Source organism: Micromonospora sp. CA-248212 (assembly GCF_050948405.1).
GTDB lineage: Bacteria > Actinomycetota > Actinomycetes > Mycobacteriales > Micromonosporaceae > Micromonospora.
Genome location: NZ_CP192023.1, coordinates 4,755,819 through 4,778,778, shown reverse-complemented (window position 1 = coordinate 4,778,778; position 22,960 = coordinate 4,755,819). Strand labels below are relative to the sequence as shown.

General features: G+C 67.5%; 26 protein-coding genes and 1 pseudogene. 21 read left to right on the top strand and 6 right to left on the bottom strand.

Going from position 1 to position 22,960, the window contains the following annotated elements; all coding sequences use genetic code 11:
- Window positions 1-14: 14 nt before the first annotated feature.
- Entirely contained in the window at window positions 15-761 is a 747-nt protein-coding gene (locus ACQP03_RS22410; protein WP_357171180.1) for a hypothetical protein, read from the top strand.
- A gap of 224 nt (window positions 762-985) precedes the next feature.
- Here ACQP03_RS22410 and ACQP03_RS22405 read toward each other — a convergent pair whose 3' ends face one another.
- The 6 genes from ACQP03_RS22405 to ACQP03_RS22380 all read right to left on the bottom strand — a co-directional run bounded on the left by ACQP03_RS22405 (window position 986) and on the right by ACQP03_RS22380 (window position 6,642).
- A complete protein-coding gene (locus ACQP03_RS22405; protein ID WP_433458272.1) occupies window positions 986-1,942 on the bottom strand; it encodes a DUF4238 domain-containing protein in 957 nt (318 codons plus the stop codon).
- Between the two features lie 612 nt (window positions 1,943-2,554).
- Entirely contained in the window at window positions 2,555-3,628 is a 1,074-nt protein-coding gene (locus ACQP03_RS22400; protein ID WP_357171184.1) for a M23 family metallopeptidase, read from the bottom strand.
- Between the two features lie 151 nt (window positions 3,629-3,779).
- Window positions 3,780-4,373, bottom strand: coding sequence for a hypothetical protein (locus ACQP03_RS22395; RefSeq protein WP_357171185.1), 594 nt, complete (start codon window positions 4,371-4,373; stop codon window positions 3,780-3,782).
- Window positions 4,370-5,524 (bottom strand): MAB_1171c family putative transporter, encoded by a 1,155-nt coding sequence (locus ACQP03_RS22390; RefSeq protein ID WP_357171187.1) that lies wholly within the window; start codon window positions 5,522-5,524, stop codon window positions 4,370-4,372. Before ACQP03_RS22390 ends, ACQP03_RS22395 begins: the two co-directional genes overlap by 4 nt.
- The gene (locus ACQP03_RS22385; RefSeq protein ID WP_433458269.1) at window positions 5,517-6,053 is read right to left on the bottom strand and encodes a hypothetical protein; all 537 of its coding nucleotides are present in this window, start codon (window positions 6,051-6,053) and stop codon (window positions 5,517-5,519) included. The genes ACQP03_RS22390 and ACQP03_RS22385 overlap by 8 nt, the downstream gene beginning before the upstream one ends.
- 133 nt (window positions 6,054-6,186) lie before the next feature.
- A complete protein-coding gene (locus ACQP03_RS22380; protein ID WP_357171191.1) occupies window positions 6,187-6,642 on the bottom strand; it encodes a helix-turn-helix domain-containing protein in 456 nt (151 codons plus the stop codon).
- A gap of 222 nt (window positions 6,643-6,864) precedes the next feature.
- Here ACQP03_RS22380 and ACQP03_RS22375 point away from each other — a divergent pair, with 222 nt between their 5' ends.
- The 20 genes and pseudogenes from ACQP03_RS22375 to ACQP03_RS22280 all read left to right on the top strand — a co-directional run bounded on the left by ACQP03_RS22375 (window position 6,865) and on the right by ACQP03_RS22280 (window position 22,778).
- Window positions 6,865-7,164: a hypothetical protein gene (locus ACQP03_RS22375; RefSeq protein ID WP_357171193.1), complete on the top strand. Its 300-nt coding sequence runs from the start codon at window positions 6,865-6,867 to the stop codon at window positions 7,162-7,164.
- A 69-nt stretch (window positions 7,165-7,233) separates the two neighbouring features.
- The gene (locus ACQP03_RS22370; protein ID WP_357171195.1) at window positions 7,234-7,896 is read left to right on the top strand and encodes a hypothetical protein; all 663 of its coding nucleotides are present in this window, start codon (window positions 7,234-7,236) and stop codon (window positions 7,894-7,896) included.
- Window positions 7,893-9,392, top strand: coding sequence for a hypothetical protein (locus ACQP03_RS22365; RefSeq protein WP_357171197.1), 1,500 nt, complete (start codon window positions 7,893-7,895; stop codon window positions 9,390-9,392). Before ACQP03_RS22370 ends, ACQP03_RS22365 begins: the two co-directional genes overlap by 4 nt.
- Window positions 9,389-10,924, top strand: a complete 1,536-nt coding sequence (locus ACQP03_RS22360; RefSeq protein ID WP_433458266.1) for an SCO6880 family protein — start codon at window positions 9,389-9,391, stop codon at window positions 10,922-10,924. The genes ACQP03_RS22365 and ACQP03_RS22360 overlap by 4 nt, the downstream gene beginning before the upstream one ends.
- A gap of 64 nt (window positions 10,925-10,988) precedes the next feature.
- Window positions 10,989-12,485, top strand: a complete 1,497-nt coding sequence (locus tag ACQP03_RS22355; protein ID WP_357171201.1) for a VirB4 family type IV secretion system protein — start codon at window positions 10,989-10,991, stop codon at window positions 12,483-12,485.
- A 41-nt stretch (window positions 12,486-12,526) separates the two neighbouring features.
- Entirely contained in the window at window positions 12,527-13,000 is a 474-nt protein-coding gene (locus tag ACQP03_RS22350; protein WP_357171203.1) for a hypothetical protein, read from the top strand.
- 326 nt (window positions 13,001-13,326) lie between these two features.
- A complete protein-coding gene (locus ACQP03_RS22345; protein WP_433458263.1) occupies window positions 13,327-14,829 on the top strand; it encodes a type IV secretory system conjugative DNA transfer family protein in 1,503 nt (500 codons plus the stop codon).
- The gene (locus tag ACQP03_RS22340) at window positions 14,826-15,602 is read left to right on the top strand and encodes a hypothetical protein (RefSeq protein ID WP_433458261.1); all 777 of its coding nucleotides are present in this window, start codon (window positions 14,826-14,828) and stop codon (window positions 15,600-15,602) included. The genes ACQP03_RS22345 and ACQP03_RS22340 overlap by 4 nt, the downstream gene beginning before the upstream one ends.
- A 23-nt stretch (window positions 15,603-15,625) precedes the next feature.
- Window positions 15,626-16,657, top strand: coding sequence for a DnaB-like helicase N-terminal domain-containing protein (locus ACQP03_RS22335; RefSeq protein ID WP_357171209.1), 1,032 nt, complete (start codon window positions 15,626-15,628; stop codon window positions 16,655-16,657).
- 17 nt (window positions 16,658-16,674) lie between these two features.
- Window positions 16,675-16,956, top strand: a complete 282-nt coding sequence (locus tag ACQP03_RS22330) for a hypothetical protein (RefSeq protein ID WP_433458259.1) — start codon at window positions 16,675-16,677, stop codon at window positions 16,954-16,956.
- Entirely contained in the window at window positions 16,956-18,242 is a 1,287-nt protein-coding gene (locus tag ACQP03_RS22325) for an IS256 family transposase (protein ID WP_357175977.1), read from the top strand. Before ACQP03_RS22330 ends, ACQP03_RS22325 begins: the two co-directional genes overlap by 1 nt.
- A 172-nt stretch (window positions 18,243-18,414) precedes the next feature.
- A pseudogene (locus tag ACQP03_RS22320) lies at window positions 18,415-19,011 on the top strand (helix-turn-helix domain-containing protein).
- 76 nt (window positions 19,012-19,087) lie between these two features.
- Window positions 19,088-19,747 (top strand): hypothetical protein, encoded by a 660-nt coding sequence (locus tag ACQP03_RS22315; RefSeq protein ID WP_357174251.1) that lies wholly within the window; start codon window positions 19,088-19,090, stop codon window positions 19,745-19,747.
- A gap of 117 nt (window positions 19,748-19,864) precedes the next feature.
- Window positions 19,865-20,206, top strand: coding sequence for a hypothetical protein (locus ACQP03_RS22310; protein WP_357174248.1), 342 nt, complete (start codon window positions 19,865-19,867; stop codon window positions 20,204-20,206).
- A gap of 107 nt (window positions 20,207-20,313) precedes the next feature.
- Complete coding sequence (locus ACQP03_RS22305; protein ID WP_433458256.1) at window positions 20,314-20,601, top strand: hypothetical protein; 288 nt, start codon at window positions 20,314-20,316, stop codon at window positions 20,599-20,601.
- 98 nt (window positions 20,602-20,699) lie between these two features.
- Window positions 20,700-21,119, top strand: coding sequence for a hypothetical protein (locus ACQP03_RS22300; protein ID WP_357174245.1), 420 nt, complete (start codon window positions 20,700-20,702; stop codon window positions 21,117-21,119).
- Between the two features lie 4 nt (window positions 21,120-21,123).
- The gene (locus ACQP03_RS22295; protein ID WP_357174242.1) at window positions 21,124-21,267 is read left to right on the top strand and encodes a hypothetical protein; all 144 of its coding nucleotides are present in this window, start codon (window positions 21,124-21,126) and stop codon (window positions 21,265-21,267) included.
- The gene (locus tag ACQP03_RS22290; protein ID WP_357174239.1) at window positions 21,264-21,536 is read left to right on the top strand and encodes a hypothetical protein; all 273 of its coding nucleotides are present in this window, start codon (window positions 21,264-21,266) and stop codon (window positions 21,534-21,536) included. Before ACQP03_RS22295 ends, ACQP03_RS22290 begins: the two co-directional genes overlap by 4 nt.
- Window positions 21,537-21,800: 264 nt before the next feature.
- On the top strand, window positions 21,801-22,013 hold the full coding sequence (locus ACQP03_RS22285) for a hypothetical protein (protein ID WP_357174236.1): 213 nt from the start codon (window positions 21,801-21,803) through the stop codon (window positions 22,011-22,013).
- Between the two features lie 81 nt (window positions 22,014-22,094).
- Window positions 22,095-22,778 carry a hypothetical protein gene (locus tag ACQP03_RS22280; RefSeq protein WP_357174234.1) on the top strand — a complete coding sequence of 228 codons (684 nt, stop codon included), beginning with the start codon at window positions 22,095-22,097 and terminating at the stop codon, window positions 22,776-22,778.
- The last annotated feature ends 182 nt before the right edge of the window (window positions 22,779-22,960 follow it).

Below are 22,960 nucleotides of genomic sequence, written 5' to 3'. Positions count from 1 at the left end.
GACAGCAGCCCACCATGACCACGCCCACCGCCTCCGCCCAGGTCCGCCTCAGCGCGCGGCAACGCCTCATGGCTCTCGCCGCGAGCGTCGAGGCCACTCCCGCCGACGCCTCGACCGACCTTCCCTACACCTACCTGCACACCCAGTCGTGGGCCCGCGCCACGAACGTGATCGCCCGCATCGACCTGCAGCGCTGGCGCCGAGACACCGACGACTCCGGTCGCGAGGTCACCCGCCGGCTTCCCGATGTGCCTGGCCTCGCCTACCGACCGACGTCTCGCGAGCGCGACCAGTTCACCGCAGCCCGAGCGACGGACACGCCCTACCTGCGCGGGGACCTACGGCCGTATCTCGCGGACCCTTTTCCCACCGAACCCACCGCCCTCGCCGGCATGCTGGCCCCACGCCAGATGGCCGGCGAGCCCGCCTACCCGCGGATGCTGGTCCACGGAATCATCGGACTGGCCACCAATCAGTACCTCAACCAGACCCAACGCGCGGCCACCCTGCGCGTCTTGGCCGACGTACCAAACATCACCTACCAGGGCGAACAGGCCGACCTCGCCGGCCGAATCGGCATCAGCCTCACCGTCATCGCGGGCGGCTCAACGACCCAGCTCGTCGTTCACCCACACACGGGCGAGATCCTGGCCGCGCACGAACAAGTATCCGGCGCGAAGCCGGGACTGTTCTCCTACGTGTTGATCCTCGAACGCGGCCACACCGCCAACGACACTGCCACACCCCCCACACGACCCTGAGCCACCCGCCCCGTCGGGGACCGCCGCGCGGTCAGGCGAGACGACGGCCGCGCGCGAAGAACGCAAATGCGGAGCGTGACGGTGTCTGATCCGGCGACGTGCTGATTTGAGTACGTGAAATCGCTCTTCCTGTCGGGGCACAAGCTCCTGACGGGAAGGACTCGGTAGTGGCCTGGCAGCCGGTCTCGACGAATCGGATCAAGGGTCCGCAGACACCTCTGGAGTTACGCCGTGGCAGCGATGGAGTCAAACCGGGTGCTGCGAACGAAATTCTCGAGTCCGCTGCCGGGGCGGACGAAGACGTGCGTGTGTGCCGCCCGGACTTGGTACGTATTCAGTTCGTCGACCACGTGTGCCGCCACCTCACCTTTCGCAGTTGGGCCGAACGCCACCAACGACTGCGGAGTGACGGGCATCAAGATCTGACTGGCGTTGCCGAGAGTGACTCCCACTCCTGGTTCCAATCGCCCTCTTCGATCGAGTAGCACCACCGGGGCGTCGCCGACGAGGAACTCTCCTGATGACGGGTGAACGATTTGGATCTGGCGGTCCGCCATCCACGCACGGCATCTGTCGAACATTCGCTCGACGCTGTACCGGAATGTCAGGCCGCTGTGGAAGTCGATGTCCGAACGCTGCGCCAGCACCATCTCGAAGTAGAAGTCGTGATCTTCGTCGGTTCGTGGCGGCCGGCCGAAACGGCGCTGGAAGTCGTTCGCGTACCCAGGGAAGGTCCGAGCCCGTTGCCTCAAAGCCTCCCTCTCGTGCCGAAAGCCCTGGACGTGGACCCGCCAGAAACTCCGGGTTCGTACCAGGTGCAGGGCCACGAGATCGCGCAGTGTCGCTGCCGCATCTGGGTCGTCCAGGATCGCATCGGTATCACAGAGCCGAACCAGCCGTGGCACGTGCCGTTCGGTCATGGCCCATCGTTCCTCCGCCGATCGGGAGGCCCGCGGCACGAAGCTCGGGATTTTACCCAGTCCTCCTGGACCGCGAGCGATGACCCTCGCCGTCCTGTCCGTAACGCTCACCGCGTGCAGGCACCGTGTGCGGTCCGTCCATTGTTTCAAGACGACGCGCGAGACAACGTGCTGCTCACGGATGTTGTCGTCGGCTTGCAGGCGAAGTTCAGCGATACGCCGGGCTGCGGCGAAGCGGTCAAGAGGAGGCTGAGCGGGCACGTTTCCATGGTCACACCAGGGTCAAGGAGAATTCAAAGGAACCTGCCGCCTCATCCTGATCGGCTGGTGCCGCAGGAGGCTGGCTGAACGATCACCGTGGAGCGACTCCACGAACATAGACCATGGCCGACCTGTCCGGCCGTCTCGGTAGGAACGGGGTCGCCATTGAGAGCGTGGGTGACCAGGCGTTTGTGGCGGGCGGTGCCAAGCCCGGGCGCGGGGCTGGCCGTCGCGGGCCTGCGTCTTGGACCCCGGCCTGTAGGCGTATAGCGTGCCCCGGGTGACGGAACGACGCGTGTTGCTTGAGGTTGCGAATTCTTGGCCTGGTTCCAGTATCGATGGCGAACCGGGGATTGTGTCAGGGGATCTGGAGGTCATCGGCGACCCTGATGGGAGCGTGTTGTTTAGCCTCGGGGTCGGGGCGGCTGGTGGGCCCCCGGAGGAGGCGGACTATGTCGAGTTCGTTTTTCGCCGGCTCAGGCCGATGCGTTGATGGAGGCGCTCGCTTCTCGCCGGTAGCCGTCGAATTCTCGTGATCATGGCGGAACCGCCGACGCGGCCGCCAAGATCGGGAGAATCGCCGTCGGCGGTGAGAACCTACAATTATCATGATCAACTCAAGCGGACGCCGCGAGCGGCCATGAACGTGAATGGTTCGGTGGCGTTGGTGCTACTTGGTGGGTTGCTGGTGTGGGTTTCGAAGTGCAGGTGTGGCCCGCTGGAGTGGCCGCTGGTGCCGACGACGCCGAGCTGCTGGCCAGTGCTGACGGCTTGGCCCACGGTGACGTACGGGCGGTGGAGCATGTGGCAGTAGCGGGTCGCGGTGCCGTCGGCGTGGCGGATCTGGACGTACCATCCGCAGCCTGGCGTGTTGAGTGAGCCGTCGATGTCGCAGTTGGCGCTGTCGCACTTGGCGGTGATGACGATTCCGGCGCCGGCGGCGTAGATCGGTGTTCCCTTGGGTGCGGCCACGTCGACGCCGTCGTGGTCTGGTCGGTCGGGGGTACGGAAGCCGCTGGTGAAGGTGCCGTTGACGGGTTTGATCCATCCCGAGGTCGAGGGGGACCCGGGGGCGGTGCAGGTGAGGGTGCCGTCGGTGATGGCGTTGACGATCGCCGTGGCGAGGGGCTCGTGTTTGGCGTAGGCGTCGGGGAAGGCGCTGACCTGGACCCGTTGGGCGACGACCGCGAGGGGCATGGTTTCCCAGCCGTCGATGGTGCGCATCTTGGAGAAGAATTTGGTGGCGGAGATGGTGGGGGTCATGAGCTCCTGCACGGTGCCCCATCCGCCTTCGCCATCCGGCGGTAGGGGGCGTTGTTGGAACAGTCCGACGCTGTCGTGGTCGGAGCCAACGCCCTCGTGCGGCAGGGTGAGTGACCTGGGCACGTTTGAATTGGCCATGTTCTTGAGGTAGGACTCCTGCAGCGCGGTGGCGATGCCGACGACCGCGGCCCGCGCGGGCAGTTTCATCTGCGCTGAGGTGTCGTAGATGGTCTTGGCGTTGGCCAGGGCGGTCGGGGTGAGCGCTTTGAGGGCGCTCTGCGCTTCGCTGCCCTCCGCGACGGCGGGGAGGCAGCCGGTTGTGGATGCGACGGGGTCGAGGGCGCCGCTGCCGGTCGCGGAGACGGCGACGACGAGCGCGAGCGCTACGGGGGCGAGGGGTGCGAGTGTGAGCAGCCGCCTCATCGTGGCTGCCGGGGGCGTGGGGTCATTGCGGGCTACCTCGGGGACAAGCCATCAAGGGTGTACGCGATTGCTGGCGGCAAGGCGCGCGGCCGAGGGTAACCCCTGCGGAAGCAGGGCTGTCAACTATTGTTAACGGATGTTTCCCGGTTGGTCAGCTCAGTGAGGTGAACACGAGTCCGGCGATGAGTGCGCCGATGATGCCGCCGGCGACGGCTTGGGCTGGGGTGTGATCACGGAGCTCGACGCGGGACCAAGCGACGGCCGCCACGACCAGGCTGAGGATCAGGATCGCGGCGAGGGGTAGTTGGCCGGCGAGCATGGTGGTCGCTCCGGCGGAGACGGCCGCGTGGACGCTGATTTTCCAGCGTGGGGTGATGGCGGTCAGCACGGCGAGGGTGGCGAACATGGCGACGGTGAGCGCGACGAGGGACGTGGGCGCGCCGCCGAGGAGCATGATCGCGATGCCGAGGGCGACTGAGGTGAGGATGAGGGCCATCACGATGAGTCGGGCGCGGATGACGCCGAGGTGCCGGTCGGCCCATCGTCCGGCCTGCACACCGCGCTTGATGATCAGGACGGGGATGATCGCGGCGAACAACGCGCTCAGTGCTCCCCAACCGAGGCCGGGCCACCGCTCGGCGGTCCATCCGGTGATGAGGCTGACGGCGATGATCCACGTTTTGGGGTCGAGCCAGTCGGTGAGCAGGCGGGCGGTGCGGGATTCGGTGGCGGTGACCGTGGTCATCGGGCGGCCTCCGGTGCGGTGAACAGGTCGGCGAGGGTGTCGTTGACGGCGGGGGTGTCCCAGAGGTGGGCGAGGTCGAGCAGCCAGGCGAGTCCGCTGGCCGGGTCGGCGGACAGCGGTGGTGACGTGGTCTGGATGACGGTGGACCGCCGTGTGGTCTGTAGCCAGGTGGCGCGGAGCACGCAGACGTAGGTGGCGATGTCGAGGTCGTCGCCGACGAGTCCACGCCCGGCCAGTCGGGTGCGGGCGAGGGGAGCGAGGTGTGGGGCGGCGTTGCGGTGCAGCACGTGGATGGCGTCGTAGAGCTCGACGGTGTGTCGGGTCAGCCGGTCGCGGGGAGTGAGGCCGGGCTGGTCGAGGCGGCGGTTGGCCGGGACGAGCGCCTGCCACAGCGGTTGCAGGGCGCGCAGGTGACGGCGGGCGCGGAGGCTGGCCCGGGTCGCGGGGATACCAGCGGTGCTGAGACCTCCCGCGATGAACAGGATGGCGAGATATTTGATGTCGTCGGACAGGTCGACGTAGAACGTGTCGCCTCGGGCCGGTGGGCCGTGGTCGAGGCGGGCGGCGAAGTAGGCGAGGCGGTAGAGGGCGTATCCGGTGCCGATGGCGCAGCCGATGGTGAGCATGAGTTGCCCGGCGCGCACGACCTGGTTGCGGCTGGCGGTGTGGCCGTGGTGGAACAGCCGGGTCGACAGGGCCATCGCCACGCCGAGATAGGTCGTCCAGATCAGGATGTACCAGGTCGTGAGGGTGTGACCGGCGGCGCGGTCGGCGAAGTCGGCGGAATCGTCGCGGGGCATCGCCCAGAACAGGGCGGTCATGGTCACGGTCGTGACCACCAGTCCGGCCAGGGGCAGGCCGTGCCGGCGAATTCGGGTCGTGGTGCCGAGGACGGCGAGGTCGAACAGCGCGGCCACGGCGATCAGCCCACTGACGTGCTTGATCAGTACCCCCGCGCCGTGGATCCCGGTGACCTGGTCGATGTCGTGGGCGATGACGTCGACGCGGGCGGTCATCGACAGCGCCAGGGCGGTGATGGCCACGAACAGCGCGCGGTGGGCCGGGCCGGCGCGCACCGTGTGCACGCGGGCGGCGGAGGCCAGCCACAGGACGGCGACGACGACGAGTTCGGAACCCGAGATCTCAGACATCGTCGAGCGACAGGGCGGACGTGACCCGGTCGATGGGGGAGCGAGCGGCGGGGGTGGTGCGGGCGGCCCGGTCGATGATGACGGTGGCCATCATCTCGGCCTCGCGTTCCTGCTCGGTGCTGAAGTCGTGCCGGCCGAGCATGGCCCGTACGACGCTCATGTCCAGGTCAGGTAGCAGGATCTCGCCGAGGTCGACGTCGGATGCCTCGTGGTTCCACAGCATGTGGCCGACCTCGTGGGCGGTGATGTGGTCCTGCTCCCAGGGGCTGCGCGTCGGGTCGACGAAGATCAGGTCCCGGGTCGTGGTGTGTACCCAGACGCCGGAGTGCTGGTCTGCCCGTACGGGCACGGGCAGTTCCCGTACCTCGACGGGGCGCCCGCGGTGGTGGGCGATGACGGCGGCCAGGGTGTGCCGGTCGAACGGCGACGGCACCACGATCCCGTTGTCGTCGAGCAGACGTTCGCACCGGCGCCGGAGGTCGCGTGGGCGGGGTTCGGTGTTGTGCTGTGGGGTGCGTGGTCGGCGCACAGCTTCTCCCCGTGTCGCATGGGTAAGCCCGGCGACAGAAGCCACCGGGCTGGAATATCCGCATTCGGGAGAGTAGCGAGGAAATGTGAGTGTCGACCAGGGGGAAAGTGCAGGTCAGAGGAACATCTCACAATCAGACGGACGGTTCCGCCGGGTCGTCCGTGATCTCCGGCAGCCCTTCCGAACGCCGGGCGTAGCGCAGCTGAGCCTTGATCGGCTCCAAGGCTTCGGCGGACAGTCCGGTGGCCAACCGGGCCAGTTCACGCACGCCGTGATCGCGCAGCTCGGTGACGATCGCCAACTGCGCGTCGACACGATCGGCGATGACGCCGTCGGCGAAGTACGTCACCGGGACGCCGAACAGGCGGGCGATCCAGATCAGCTTGTCCAGGCTTGGGGTCGCGCGCTTGCTGGTGCGGATTTGCTGCAGATACACCGGGGAGACGGCCCGGTGGCCGGCGAGTTCCGCGATCTTCGCGGCGGCCTCGCGGTAGCTGTAGGGGCGGCCGAGCGAGGCGGGATAGACCGTCCGGAACAGGTGGTCCAAGCGCGCCGCGACGAAGTTTGGCCCGTCATCGTCGGTGGTCATCCCAGTGGTTGGCCTCTCGACTGTTGACGTTCCGACTCAGGATGCGTTGTTCACGATCGTAGACGCAACTCCATGGCCTATGAGCCATGTCACTCCGCTGGAGACTATCGCGCCGGGGTGGGGGACCGCTTACAGTTCCCCCGCTGTTCGTGATTGTTTACGACCTGGGTTGACCAGGGAAGACACGCGGCGGCGACACCCCTGCTCGCGAGGAGAGACCCCATGCACCACCTTGCCTCCGCGCTGTCCGTGTTCGCGGACGTGCCCAATCCCGCCCCCGCCGATCCGACCGGTGGCAGCAACGGAGTCACGCTGCTGCTGTCCTACGTCAAGTGGGGCGCATTGATCGCCTGCGCCATCGCGGCTCTTGCCTCCGGTGGCCTGATGGCCGCCGGCAAGCTCTCCAACCGGCCCGACACGGCCGAGAAGGGCAAGAGCGCTTTCATCTGGTCGCTCGCCGGTGTGATCGCTACCGCGATCGCGATTCCCCTGGTCAACACCGTCTTCGGTGCGGCCGGCTGACCACCAGCGCTTATGAACACATTCCTGGACGAAACCCGTCGTACACGACGCGTAACAGTGATCGTCTCCGTGACGATCGTCGTGGCCGCAACGGCCGTGCTGATCACCTGGACGCTCTCCCGCTCCGCCGGTGCCCCACCGAGGGGCAGTGCGGCGTCGGCGTCCCCGGCTCCGCAGCCCCCGGTCCAGCAGGTTCCCGCAGGCCCGCTCCAACTGGTCAAGGGTAAGCGGACCAAGGCGGGGATTTCGGTGGGTTATCCCCACTCCATGCAGGGTGCGGCGGTAGCGGGCGTGGAGTACCTGACCCAGGTCATGTCGACCCTCGACCCGCAGCGGGGCCGGGAGATCGCCTCGGTAATCGCGGACCCCTCCTACGACGACGCCGAGGACTCCCTGGCGCGGGGCAGGCTCAACACCCGCCACTCCCTCGGACTGCCGACCACCGGCCCGGTCCCGCCCGGTGCGTCGATGACCTTCGGACCCGCCGCCTACCAGCTGCGCGACGCCTCACCGGACACCGTCACGGTGCTGATCCTGGCCTACCTCACCACCACCACCGGCGGGCAGGTCACGTCCACGCTCGGCGCGTACCCCATAGAACTGCACTGGGACGGCACCGACTGGAAGGCCCTCAAGGCCGGGGCGAGCAAGTACGCCGACTACAACAGCCTCGTTGCCCGGCCCAACACCGCCGACGCCGCAGCCAAGGGGTGGCAGGTGCTCACCCCATGATCGCCGCCTGCGACCCCCTCGACACCGGCGCCAGCGGCTGCAACCCCGGGGACATCATCGGCGGCATCGTCGGTGGTGTCGCGGGCAACGCGTGGGAGTCGGTCTGCAAGTCGTTCGCTGACGCGGCGACGTCGTTGCTGAAGACGTTCGCGGACGCGTTCGTGGCCTTCCCGAACATCGACCTGATGAGCATCGACGGGCCGTACGCGATCTCGAAGTGGCTCGCGATGGGGATCGGGGCGCTGCTGCTGCTGATCCAGATCATCCGGACCGCGGTCACCCAGGACGGTTCCGCCCTGGCCCAGGGATTGGTCGGCACCGGCAAAGCGGTGCTGGCGTTCCTGGCGACGATGCTCGTCGCGAACGCGGCACTGATCGCCTCTGACGAGATCACCAAGGGCATCGTCGACAGATCCCTGGGAGGCAACGACGGACTGAAGGCCAAGCTGACCGTTCTTTTCCAGCTCAGCAGCGTCAACGGCACGTCCGCCTCGCTGGTGCTGATCCTGGCCCTGGTCGGGATCGTGCTCACGCTGGTGCTTTGGTTCGAGATGCTGCTGCGCAACGCCGCGATCGCGGTGCTGCTGGCGACCTCACCGATCGCCGCGGTCGGGGAAATCTCGGAGACCACGAGGAGTTGGTGGCCGAAGCTCTGTGCGGCGACGATCCAGCTGATCGGCCTCAAGCCCGTGATCGCGATGGTGTTCGCGATCGGATTCGGGGTCTTCGGTGACCCGACTGACCCCACCCGGGCCAAGGACCTCACCACCCTGCTGACCGGCATGCTGATCCTGTTGCTCGCGGTCGTGGCGTGGCCGGTCATCGCCCGCTTCTTCACCTTCGCCACCGTGCAGGCCGCCGCTGGCGGAGGCATGGCCGGGCTACTTGGGTTCGCGGCCGGTCGCACCAACAGCGGCGGCGGATCCCCGGTCGGGGTGAACCCGGCCCAGTTCAGCCAGGCCACCGAGGCCCGCACCATGGCCGCCGCCGGCACCGAAACCGGCGCGGCCGGCGCCACCGGAGCGACGGGAGCCGGTGCGACCGGCGCTGCTGCGACCGGGGGATCCGCCGCGGCTGGTGCCGGAGCGGCTGGGGCTGCCGGGGCGTTGGGAGCGGTTGCTCTGCCGATCGCGGTCGCCGCCGCCGGTATCGACATGGCCCAACGCGCCGTGAACTCCCTCGCCGGGCGAATGGAGCAGACCGCCGGGCACGCCGGAATCCACGGGGCGAATCCGCACGCCAGACCCGCCGGCTACCCGCAGTACGGGGGAAGTTGGACCGGTGCCGCCACTCGCGGTGGTTCCGGCGGCAGTCCGCAGCCGACTCCGCCAGTCGACACCGACCGCAGCAACTCTGTCGTGGCCGACGTCCAGCATCCCGTCGCGCCGGGAGCGATGCCGGAAACCCGCACGGAACCGGTGTCGACGGATCCCGGGCCGCCGCCGGTCCCTCACCAGCCCACGTACACCAGCCCGATTGAGGAGGTCGGCAAGTGAGCACCAACTCCGACCACAGCACCCGCACCTACTTCGGGTGGCAGCACGAAAAGGTCGCATTCCTGTTCGGGATGACACTCCAACGCGTCGTCATGGTTGCCGCAGCGGTACTCGCCGCGATCTGGCCCCTCGCGTCCGCGCGGATGCAGGCCGGCGTGGCCCTCTGGCCCGTCGCCGCGATCCTGACAGCGTTGGCGTTCCTGCGCCTGGGTGGACGCACCGTCGACGAGTGGGTCCTCGCCTTCACCTCCTACCACCTCGGCAGATCCCGCACCCGCCACCGATTCCTGTCCGCCGCCTTCGCCCCCGAGGCCACGGCAGACAAGACCGCGCCGAAACCGATGGACCTACCCGGCCTCCTCGCCCCCATCAAAATCATGGAAGGGCGAGGGCCAACCGGCGCACCCCTGGCCGTGGCCTACCACCGCCTCGACCGCACCTACACCGCAGTCGCCCGAGTGCGGTACTCCGGCATCAGCCTGGTCGACTCCAGCCGCCGCGACCAACGCGTCGCGAGCTGGGGGGCACTCCTCGCCGGATTGTGCACCGAAGGGAACCCGATCACGCGGGTGCAGGCGTTACAGCGGATCGTGCCGGAGTCCGGCGCCGCGCTGCGCCGCTGGCACGCCGACCACATCGCCGACGGAGCACCACGGCAAGCGGTCGAGGTCACCTCAGGTCTACTCGCCGGCGCCACCCTGTCGACCAGCGGCCGGGAGGCGTACCTCGCGTTCACCATGGACGAACGCCGCGCCGCCGGGGCGATCAAGGGCGCCGGCGGCGGAAGCGCCGCCGCCGCCGGCATCCTCACCCGGCACCTGCGTGCCCTGGGCGCGTCGATCGCCGGAGCGGACCTGCAAATCGAATCGTGGCTCGGCCCACGTGATCTCGCCGAGGTGATCCGGACCGCCTATGACCCGCACTCGGGGCGGCACCTGGCCGAACGCCGCGCCAACGCGAACGCCGTGAACGCAGATGGCCTGGCCGCTGGTGTCGACCCGGCCGTCGCCGGCCCGGCGGCAGCGGAGACCAAACCGCACGCCTACGCCCACGACGGCGCCCACTCCGTGACTTATTGGATTCACGATTGGCCGCGTAACCAGGTGTACGCCACCGTCCTCGCGCCACTGCTCGGTGAGGGTGTGCACCGCCGGTCGTTCTCGATGCACATCGAACCCCTCGGCCCTCGGGAGGCGTCGCGGAAGGTGATGGGGGAGCGGACCAAACGCTCCGTCGCCGTCGGCATGCGCCAACGAACCAAGCAAATCGTGCCCGAACACGAACGCCAGGCACTGGCCCGCGCGGAGGCGCAGGACGCCGAACTCGCCGCCGGCCACGGACTGGTCCGCTTCACCGGCTACGTGACGTTGACCGTCACCGACGCCGACCAGCTCGAAGACGCCTGCCTTGCCCTGGAAGCCGACGCCGCCGCGGCCCGGATCGAAATCCGCCGCATGTGGTACGCCCACGACGTCGGCTTCGTCATGGGCGCCCTCCCGCTCGGCTTCGGCCTACCGAAGAAGAGGTGGTAAGCCGCCATGAACACCACACCCCGCAGTGCCTCCACCCCAACCGAAACCGAGGGCGGTGATCTGCATGTTGCGGCGTAAGCGAGGCGACGACCTGCCCGTCGTGGACCTGGCCGACGTGCTCGGACGCCTGCCCACCCCAACCACGGTCCGGACACCGCAAGCGGCACCGGAGCGGGTCCGGCCTGAGCCGACACCACCGCGACGCGGCTGGGCCCGCCCGTTCGCCGGCCGCACCGCCCGTGCACCGCAGGTCCCGGTCTTCCGCAGCTCCACCGGCCAGATGCAGGGCCTCTACCCCTGGCTGTACGGGCAAACCATGCCCCCGACCGGCACCTACATTGGCATCGACACCCAATCCGGCGGCAGCTTCTCCTGCCACCCCATCGAATGGCTACGACTCGGCTTGATCACCAACCCCAACTTCCTGATCACCGGCGTACCCGGGTCGGGTAAGTCGGCCACCATCAAGCTGCTTTGCTACCGGCTGATGGCGTATGGGGTGAAAGCGTTCGTCCTCGGCGACATCAAGAACGAATACGCCACCCTCGCCCGGCACCTCGGCGTCGAACCCCTCGAACTCGGGCCAGGCCTCGGCAACCGGCTCAACCCCCTCGACAGCGGACCCCTCGGCCGCAACCTGCCCGCCGACCCTGAACAGCTACGCGAGCGACTGGACGAGATCCACCGCCGTCGGATCACTCTGTTGTCCTCGCTGCTGGTCATGCGCCTCGGCCGTGCCCTGTCACCGACCGAGGAAGCGGCCCTGTCGTTGGCGATCAAACACGCCTCCGGCGAGGCCACTGGTCACAGCGATCTGACCGATCCGACCATCCCTGCCGTCTGGGCACTGCTCCGTGATCCGCTGCCGGAGATGGCGACCGAACTGCGTATCCGCGGAGACGACACCGCGGAACTGCGGGAGATGATCCGGCCTACCGCCGACGCGCTTGGCAACATGATCCACGGTTCCCTCAGCGGCCTGTTCGACGGACCCACCACGGTCAACCTGGACTTCGACGCACCGATCCAGACCGTTGACCTGTCTCGGATCGACGGGCGCGGTGACGAGACCGTGGCGATGACCCTCGCGTGTGTGTCGTCGTGGGGGCAGGCGGCGATCGACGAACCCGGCGGCCCGGTACGCATGGTCATCCGCGACGAACTCTGGCGGGCCATGCGCGTCCCCGCGATGATCCGCAAGGTCGACTCCGACCTACGGCTCTCCCGCGCCCAGGGCACCCTGCAGATGCTCAGCACCCACCGGCTCGCCGACTTCGAAGCCGTCGGCGCCGCCGGCAGCGAAGAAGTCATGATCGCCAGCAACTTGATCGCCTCCTGCGACGTGCGGGTCTGCCTGCGCCAAGACACCGCACCCCTCGCCATGACGAAGGAGCAGATCGGGCTCACCGACACCGAATGCGCCCACATCGCCTCCTGGTCCGGCGAACACGTCGGCCGCGCGCTGTGGAAGGTCGGACGCCAGCCCAGCCAGATCGTGCAGACGATCCTCTCCGCCCAGGAGCGGCAGCTGTTCTACACCAACGAACGCATGGCCGTTTAGACAAACCGCCTGGTGGATAGAGGGAGTTTGGCGATGTCGTGGTGCCTGCGAAGTCGGACCCGGAGTGGGCCAACGCGGAACGGACCATCGTGGCCGGGCTCGTCCAGCACCCGCAGCTCGTCTGGTCGATCGGCGGCTGGCTGGACAACAGGACGTTCTCGGTTCCGCTGTTCCAGGACACGTTCGAGGTACTGCTCTACGCCGCACAGCACGAAGCTTCGGCCGGCGCGAGCATGTTCGACACCGTGTGGACGCGCATCGAGAAGACGCCGCGCACCTCCGGGGACATCCCCGCGGTGACGCCCCGCGATCTGCAAGCAGGAACACCGCGAGCTGGCCGATGTCGCCGCCGTACCGGTGACCCGGCGCAGTGCGCCGCCACGGCGCGCGATCTGCTCGCCCGCGACATCACCGAGAATCTGCGCTTACCAACCGGTACCGCCGATCCAGCACCGCCCAACCAGCCCGCGGGTCCGGTCCTACCGGACGACGGCGGACCACGGTTGCGCCCGTAACGCGTCCGAGCCTGGCCAGACCACGAACGAGGAGGTGCGCGTTGAGCACCAACACCACCACCACGACCGGCAGTGGCACCTTCACCAATGCCTCCGATTACCTCATTGTCGTGCTCATCGGCGGTCTCGGGCTGCTGACCGTCGGGACCTGGGGCAGCGGCCAGGTCGCCGGGCTGCTGTTCTCACGGACCTGGCCCGACGTGCCGTTCACCGATGCCTTCGGCATCGCCTCCCGGCTGCCAAAGCACTGGGACGACCCGCGTTTGGCCTGGCCCGAACACGCGCAACCCGACCTGCCCGGCCCGGTCGGGTTCTACCTCGCCGCGTTGCTCGTCCTCGCGGTCCTCGTGTCGGCGGGAGTGTTCATCGGCCGGCAGGTCGCCAGTGGCCATCAGCAGCGCGGATTCGCCTCCAAGGCGCAGTTGGCCGAAAACCTCAGCGCCGCCGCCGCGCTCGAGAGCGCCGCAGTGATCCGGCCCGACCTGCCGCGCAAAGCCGTGCAGATCACCGACGTGGCCGTGCAGCTCGGTAGAGCGATCCCGTCGCGGATGCGCCTGTTTGCCTCTGTCGAGCACGCGGTGATGCTGTTCGCTCCGCCGCGTCAGGGCAAAACCTCCCAGGTGATCATCCCGTGGCTACGGGACTGGGCTGGGCCGGCGCTCGTCACCTCGGTCCGTGGGGACGTCATCGAAAACACCCTGACCATCCGCCGCGACCTCGGCCCGGTGGCGATCATCGACTTCGCCCGGGAAGGCTGGCCCTACCGGCTGCGCTGGTCCCCACTGGCCGGCTGCGACAGCTACGACAAAGCCCGCGAGCGCGCCAACACAATGGTGCGGGTCGGCAAGGACGGCGCCGGGGACTCCACCAACGCGGCCTTCTTCGGCATGACCGCCACCAACCTGCTCGGCGGCTGGATGCACGTCGCGGCGATCACCGGCCGCACCATGACCGACGTCCTGACGTGGGCGCTCAACGAAGGCGACGACGAACCGATCAAGCTCCTGGCCGACCACTCGGGCGCGAACCCGAACGTCGCGCCGATGCTGGAAGGTATCTACGCCGCCCCGGCCGAGACCCGCTCCAACATGTGGGCCACCGTCATGACCGCGGTCGCCCCACTGGTCGGCGAAACCGCACGCGACGTGTTCTGCCCACCCGCCTGGGAATCGTTCGACATCGAGGCGTTCCTGCGTGAACGCGGCACCATCTACATCACCGTTTCGGAGAAGGACGCCGCGGACCTCGCGCCGCTGCTGTCGGCGTTCGTCGACGAGGTCACCGAGACTGCCAAGACCCTCGCCGAGCGCAACGGCGGCCGGCTTTCACCCCCGCTGGGCATGATCCTCGACGAGGTCGCCAACGTGGTGCCGCTGCCGGATCTCGCGACCCAGATGTCCACCGCCGCCGGTTCAGGGATCTTCATCGTCGCGGTGTTCCAAAGCCTCGCCCAGGCCCGCAAACGGTGGGGCCGCGACGGCGCGGACATCATGTGGGGCAACGCCACCATCAAGATCGCCCTCGGTGGCCTGTCCGGCGACGAACTCGACGACTTCGCCCGGCTAGCCGGCAAATACCGCGAGACCGTCACCACCATCCAACGCGGACCACAGGGCATCACGTCCTCGCCCAGTCTCCAAGACCGCGACACCATCACCCCTGACCAGATCCGCACCCTGTCCAAACGCCACCGCGAGGCACTGATCATCGAAGCCAACACCCCGGCGATCAAAACCCGGATGACCCGCCACTACCAAGGCCCGCACCGCAAACAGTTCGCCGCAGCCCGCGCCGCCGCACGCGCGCTGCGCACCGGAGGCACCCCATGAACCCCGACCTGCCCACCGCCCGGCTACGGCCCGGCGGACGCGCCGATGCCGTAGCCGCCCGCAGCCAGATGGTTCCCGTTGACGGCCAACCGGTCGGCACAGGCGCCCTGTTGCGTGAATGGCACGCCCAGACCCCCACTCAGCGCAAAGCTGCCTGGGTCGAACTCGTCGAATGGGTCGTCTGGCTGCACGACCGCTACGAACTGGCCACCGAGACCCGAGTCCGCTCGTGCTGGCACCTGCACCCCGGCCTGATCGAGGAACTGTTCGCGCTGAAGGTCTGGCGGGAGCAGATCTACGCCGCCGACGAGCCCTCCGGGCAGGCCGCCCGCTACTGGCACAACGAGATGCGCCAGGTCGTGCAGGCCGCCGCCACCTTCTACGCCAAGGGATGCCGCGCCGGACACAAAAGCCCCGGCCACCTCGCCGCCGCCGACGAAGCCCTGCGCACCAAGTGGTTATCCGGTGACCCGCTCCTCGGCGTACCACCCGGCCTGATGACAGCCACCGACCCCATCGCCGGCAACCCGCGCACCCTGTCCAACCCCGAGATGTACGCCGCGATTGACGCCGGCAAGGCCCGACCAGTCGGAGCGAAGATCAGCGACTTCCAACACTACGAGGGCGTCTGGTGGATGCCCCGCCCCGACGGAGACGGCTGGCAACAGGTAACCGACCCGCTGTTCAGCACCGAACTCGACGCCAGCGCCGAACGCATGGCCATCGCTGACGCCCTGGTCGACGACAGCCACCGCCACCACGACGCGCCGTAGAACGAAGGAAACAGGACACGACCATGAGCTACCTGACGGTACGGGCCGAACAAGCCCTGGTCGGCGCGATGCTCGCCGACCAGCCACTACCCGCCGAGTTCGATTACCTGCGCCCGGAGTCGTTCGGCCACCGCGTGCTGCGCCAGATCTACACCGCGGTCCTGGACCTGCGCGACTACCACCACGGCGACGAACTCACCTGGCACGTTGCCAACCGCGTCGACCAGCCCGGCGTCGACGCCGACTGGCTGCAAGAACTACGCGGCGCATGCCCCTCCACCACGCATATCGCCTCGTACGCGCGCATGGTCCAGGTCTCCGGGTTCCGACGCACAATCGCCGAGCACGGCGAACGCATCGCCGTCTCCGCCATCACCGGACAACCCACCGAACAAACCCGCACCGAGATGACCGGCATGGCCCAAGCACTCACCCACCAAGCCCAGGCATACCAGGCGTTCACCACCATCGACGAACAACAGGCCCTGCGAGTCTGGCGCACACCGGACGAACTCGATGCTGCGGTCACCACCAGCGAACGCGCCGCCCGCGAAGACCAACTCCTGGCAGACCTCCTCGCTCACCCCGAGCAGGCCCGCACGGTTTCCCAGATCGTTCCACCGGAGACCTTCAGCAGCGACCAGCGTCGCGAGGTGTTCATGACCTTCGTCACCCTCGCCGCCGAAGGCGAACCCATCGACGAAATCATCCTGCTCTGGGAATTCGAGCGGCTCCGCGCCTCCGCCGACCTCTACGGAACCGACAACTGGGGCAACACCTACCGCGCCGACGCGCACAGCCCCGAACCCAACGCCGCCTACGTCGCCCGACTCGCCACCATGACCGTCATCAACGGCACCGCCATCACCATCGGCCACGAACTCGTCGTCGAAGACGTCCGTAATCAGCTCCAGCTCAGCGCCGCCGCTGCGCTCGGACGCGAGGCCCCCGACGTCAGCCCCACCCCTCAGTCCCAGCCCGCGCCACAGCACGCCCCGACCCTCAACCCGCCAAGTGCGGTCCAGCGCGGCCAGCAGCCAACATTCGAGCTGTGAGAAGGGGACCGGCTGCGATGAACACCCCTGACAGCACCATCAACGACACCACCGACGGCTTCATCAGCCACGCGAACATGCGCGAACTGCACGGCCAAGGCCTGGCAACGCCACTGTCGCGACTGATCACCGATCACGTCCGATACGACAACCGATGGTGGATCGCCGACCGCGACGGCTGGCATCTCATCGTCGACGACGTCCTCAACGGCATGCTCGATACCCAAAGGGTCTGTGCATCTAAGGGTGTTTCCGGCCTGACCCATCGGGCGTTGTGCCTGGTGAGGAGGGTGCCGTGATGACCGCGACACTGAACGACCAGACCGGACGTAAGAAGCGGCCCGAGCCGTCGGCTGAGGCGAAGGCCGCCGCCGAGCTGGTCCGGGCCGCGAAGGAACAAGGGCTGTCGCTGACCGGCCCGGACGGGCTGCTCAAGCAGCTGACCAAAACGGTCCTGGAGACGGCGCTGAAGGAGGAGATGACCGAGCATCTGGGCTATGAGAAACATGAGTCGGCTGGGGTGGAGTCGGGCAACGTCCGCAACGGCACCAGGGCGAAGACGGTGCTGACCGATAGCACGGGGCCGGTCCAGATCGATGTGCCCCGGGACCGGGCCGGCACCTTCGAGCCCCAAATCGTCAAGAAGAGGCAGCGGCGCCTGTCCGGGGTCGACGAAGTCGTGTTGTCGTTGTATGCCAAGGGTTTGACCACCGGGGAGATCTCGGCGCATTTCGCGGAGATCTACGGGGCTTCGGTGTCGAAGGAGACGATCTCGCGGATCACCGACAAGGTGATCGAGGAGATGACCGACTGGTCGCACCGCCCGTTGGATGAGATTTACGCCGCCGTGTTCATCGACGCGATCGTGGTCAAGGTCCGCGACGGGCAGGTCGCGAACCGGCCCTTCTACGCCGCTATCGGGGTCACGCTCGACGGGGAGAAGGACATCCTCGGGTTATGGGCCGGCTCGGGTGGTGAGGGTGCGAAGTTCTGGATGAGCGTGCTGACCGACCTGCGTAACCGGGGCGTGAAGGACGTGTTCTTCCTCGTCTGCGACGGCCTGAAAGGTCTTCCCGAGGTGGTCACGAACGTGTGGCCCCGCACGATCGTGCAGACGTGCATCATCCATCTGATCCGCAACACGTTCCGGCTCACCTCCCGCAAGTACTGGGACGCGCTCAAGCACGACATCAAACCGATCTACACCGCCGTCAACGCGGCGGCGGCCAGGGCCGCGTTCGAGGACCTGGCAGAGAAGTGGGGCGAGCGGTATCCGGCGGTGATCCGGCTGTGGGACAACGCCTGGGCGGAGTTCATCCCGTTCCTCGACTACGACGTCGAGATCCGGCGGGTGATCTGCTCGACCAACGCGATCGAGTCGTTGAACGCCCGCTACCGACGGGCGATCAAAACCCGCGGCCACTTCCCCAACGAGCAGGCCGCGTTGAAGTGTCTGTACCTGGTGACCCGATCCCTGGACCCCACCGGAACAGGCAGAACCCGATGGACGATGCGCTGGAAACCCGCGTTGAACGCCTTCGCCATCACCTTCAGCGACCGCTTCCCAGCCGCTGAAACCTACTAACCAAGATCGCCGGAAACACCGTTAGCGAGACAGCCCCTACCCAAAGGAAGTGGGTTGATGGCAACGTCTATCTGGGCGGCTGCTAGTGCTCTGACCACAAACGTTGGCCGGGTTGGGTGACACGCCGGGCCGGGTCCGCTACGTGGACCCGGGGACGGTCAAGGCTGTGTAGGTGGCAGAACCTGTTCGAGTACGCCGATTAGGCGATCCAGAAGGCCAGAAGCTGCAACGCCTCGTGCGTCGCGGGACCGGTTCAACGGTCCGGCTGCGCCAGGCGATGGTCGTGTTGGCCTCCGCTGGCGGAAACAGTGTGCCGGTCATCGCCCGGCTGGTCCAGGCCGACGAGGACTCCGTGCGTGGTGTCATTCACCGGTTCAATGAGATGGGGATGCCCAGCTTGGACCCTAATGGGCAGGTGGCCGTCCCCGCCAGATCAGTCCTGACGACGAGCAGTTCATCGTCTCGACGGCCAACACACGCCCGACCAAACTCCGGCGCCGCCATCCGGCAGTGGGCGACCCGGAACAAGCTCGAGCTCTGCTTCACCCCGACCTACGCATCCTGGGCCAACCCGATCGAGGCCCACTTCGGCCCGCTACGCACCTTCGTGATCGCCGGATCCGACCACCACAACCACGTCGCCCTTGGCCGCCACCTGCATCAATACCTACGCTGGCGCAACGCCAACGCCCGCCACCCCGACGTCCTGACCGCTCAACGCCGCAAACGCGCACGCGTCCGCAGCGAACGACAACACCGCTGGGCCTAACCCGCAGCCAGGGCCGCCTAACCAACCCGGCGAACGTTTGTGGTCAAGGCACTAGCTCACCCCCAAAGGATTATCTATGCCGTCCAAGCTCACCGTCCAGAACGCGGAGATCCGCACCGCATCCGTCGAAATCAAGACCCTGACCGTCTCCGGCAAGCAGGTCACCCTTGCTGTCTTCCGGCAACTCCGCGACGTGCCGCTAGTGAATGAAGACGGCACTCTTCGCGGCTCCCCATGGGGATCGGTTAACTACCACCCGGACAAGTGCGCCGACCTCAGCGAACATCTTCACGTGGTCTGGCAGCAGGGCAGCGACCTGCTGCGATCCGCCGTGGGCGCACCGGGAGACTCGTCCATCGAATCCCCTGTAGCAGGACACGTTCTTGCCGCCGCCATCCGGGACGGCCTCTACGGGAATTGGTCGGGTCGGTCCTTGGGCGCTCTACCCAACAGCGCTGTGCCGCCCCAGTTCAGCGGACTCACCAACATCTCGATCGGACCTCGGTTGAACCGGAACAACCACGACGAGTATCACGCCAGGTTCCGCTACAACGGCGTTGGTTTTCATGCATTCGTCCCGAGCGGCATCATGTCGATGATGGGGCAGTTTGAGCGGGCCGAGCAGTATGGCGACCGCCGCGACTGGCGCGAGGTCGCTGACGATCTCCCGGTCGACGAGTACCTGCGCACCTGGGACACCCTCTGCAAGCTTCCTCAACTCTTCATCGCCGTCTGATCCGGTCAGGACTGGACGCCGTTCTCCCGCACAGTTTTGCCGGGTGAGCATGACCGCACGGACTGCTTAGCCCTGCCGTCTCGCACGGCTGACCCGAACCCGAAGAGAGGCCCGACCGTGACCACCAGATATGTCCACCAACTGCCCGCTTGCGCCCACGTTGAGATCGGCGCCAACCTGCTAGCCACCCACGACTACCTCGTGCACCTCGTGACCGATCTGTCGAACACCTACGGCAAAACGTCCACGCAGGCGATGCTCGCCGATCGGGCGCTATCGGCTGTCGACAGCCTGCGGCAGGTGATGGAGAACGCGTCGTCCGCCGAGCTGCCGGGCGACAGGTGGGCGTCGTCGATCTACCGCGGGACTGACGAAGGCATGCGGCAGGACGAGATTCAGCAGGTGATGGAGGCGCATTGGGCTGACAACCCGACCTGCCCGTGCACCGCAAACGGCTGACTCGAAGGGGATCACCATTACCGTGCCGAATCGCCCCCTGCCCAACTCGACCCCTCCCCGCCTCGCCGTCGAGCACCAGGGAACCGCCGGCGACCGGCCGTCGCCTCGTGTACGCGTACCCCGCCGGCCGCTACGACGTGCTGTGCGCCGCCCTGGTCGACGACGACGGGCCCGCGTGGGTCTTTGACGTGTTGAACCACCCCACTGGGCGCGGGCACACCGCCGTTCAGTTGCGGTTGTCCACCAGCGCTGGCAGTGCGCTGTCGGACGCCCCAGGGTTCTTCGCCGACTTCGCATCGGAATGCCCGGACACGTTGGACAACGTGCGCCGAATCTTGGACCGCAACGGGTTCACGGCGGTTGATCCGGGGCCGTGGACGGAGGGCCAGCGGTGACCACGCCGATCATGCGCCTCCTGGACGAGCCAATGCAGCCGCCCCGCATCACCTTGTCGCATCCGCCCTCGACCCGCCCCTGACGAACGGAGACGCCCATGCCGCACCGCACCCGCTTGGCCGTTGCAGCCCTCGCCACAGTCCTGACCGTGACCGCCGCCGGCTGCGGCAACAGCAAGCCCACCCCCGCCGCCCAGGCCGCACCCACCAAATCCGCCCCCGCACCCCTGCCGACCCAGGACTGGAACCAGCTGGCCTGCCACACCCTGCCCACGGACATGCTGGAAACCCTCGACAACCTCGCCGACACGCGTAAAGCCGCCGAGTATGCGGTGAAGTCATCCGACCGGATCATGTCGCAGCACGGCCGGGACCTACGGGACGCGGTCACCGCACGGGAAACAGCGGACCTGGGTGGGCAGCGGAACTCGGCCGTGGACGCCAACTTGGAGATCAGCAAAGTGGCACTCAACGTGGCTGAGGCGTGCGAGACCCTGTACGGCGACGGGCCGTGGTGACCCGATGAACGACCGCGAACTGACGTTGCTGACCCGCGCCACCCGAATCCACGACGACGAAGGCTACCGCTGCGACCCGACTTACCTGCGCAGTTGCCCACGCTTCGCCGCAGCGATCCTGCAAGCCGGCAAGGAGGAAACCCGATGACTGATCTGCCCGCCCAAGCGCCGACGTGCAGGGCGTACCGTCCTGAGCGCGGCGACCTCCCGTGCGAGCCATCCGACCCGGTCGCCTTCGCTGTCACCTACCGCAGCAGCATGGGGGCGCGAGCGGGCGAGCTGGACAACTACACGCCCGGCTGCTATCCACATTGCTTGACCGAGCAGATCCAGGCGTCAACCGCTACCATGACCGTGGCGAGTGTTGAACCTTTGGCCAGCGTGATCAATGACGTGGGCCCATGGCCGACACTGTGACGATGCCCGCCGAGGCGGCCATGTTCCTGGTTGCCGGGCACCTCAACCTGTTGCACGCCGCCGACCAAGGCGAGGCCTGCTGCCCTGTCTGCTGCGGACCCTGCGTAGCCCTCAAACTCTGCTTGACACTGGGCAGCTCGACGACATTGCGCGCGGCTACGCGGCCGGCGGGTGGGACTGCTGGGATGCTGCCGCTGAGCGCGTAGACCGGGCGTGGTTGGTCCGCGCCTGGCGGCAGACCGAGTGCCACGAGGCGGCGGGCCAGTGAAGGAGTTCCTGGGCTGGCTGGGCTTGCTCGCCCTACTGCTTATCACCGCGCTGCTGGTGTTCGGTGTCGTCGGCTACGTGACCGGCGGAGAAGTAGCCGACGGCGGGATGCAGTGGTTGGCTAGTGGCTTCGTTGCCCTGCTGCTGGTGTGGGGGCTCGGCCACATCCTCGACGCGACGTCGCGGCCCCTGAACCGGCGGCGGCGTTGAAGGTGGCTGAGGCGTGCGCCACCTGTACGGCGACGGGCCATGGTGACCACAACACAACCTCGCACCCGCGAAGGGGCCAACATGTCGGACTTCAACGAACGGATCAACCGAGCCGCAGCAGCCCGCCATCACGCCACCGCAGGCGCGGCGCAGCTCCTCAACGCCTTCCGGAAAGCTCACGCCACCGCACCAGCCGAAGCCGCGCGCAGACTCGGCCGCCTCGCTACTGAAACACGCGACTTCCTTACCCAGCGCGGTGTGCCACCACGGAGAGCCATCGCTGGCAAAGACGCCATGATCAGAGGCGCAGTGCTGGAGACAATCGCCGAAGGGTGGAATCTCAGCCCGTACTTCCTCACAGTGGAGGGTCGGTTCGTTGACTTCACCAGCCCGCCGCCCCGCTTCGGCGACGACCGACTGCGCCACAAGGTGAGGCCGGGTGACCGCTATCTCGGCCACTACCACAAGGGCAAGCCACCGAGAGTTGTGGAGGCTCGGGTCGGGGTGGACAACGCCGTGTTTGTTGGTGGGCGAGTGCCGCCGTTGAGCGTCGTTTCGGGAGCCAGCTACGGTCGGTTCTACTACGGCGATTTTTACGATCCGTCGCTCCCCCGCCCCAATCAGGCGTTGCTGCTGACCGGCGACGTTTCCCAGCTCTACCTTGCGTCGCCGGAGTCTTACGGCAGCGACTATCACGTTTGGCGTGTAGATGAGAAAGTGTTGCGAAGCGCGGTGCTCTTGGTTGATCCGGGGGCCGGGAAGTGATGGCGGGCCTGGCTCGCATGCCTGGCAGAGCGTTCCCGCCGTGGTGCCCGACCTGCCGCAAACCGCCTGGTCGGGACTGCCCGTCGCCTCCGGCAACGAGGGGGAACCCTCGATTGGCATCGGCGGCAGGGCAAACCGGGCGCCGCCGCAGACCAAATCCAGGTGCGAGCAGACGGCTGTCG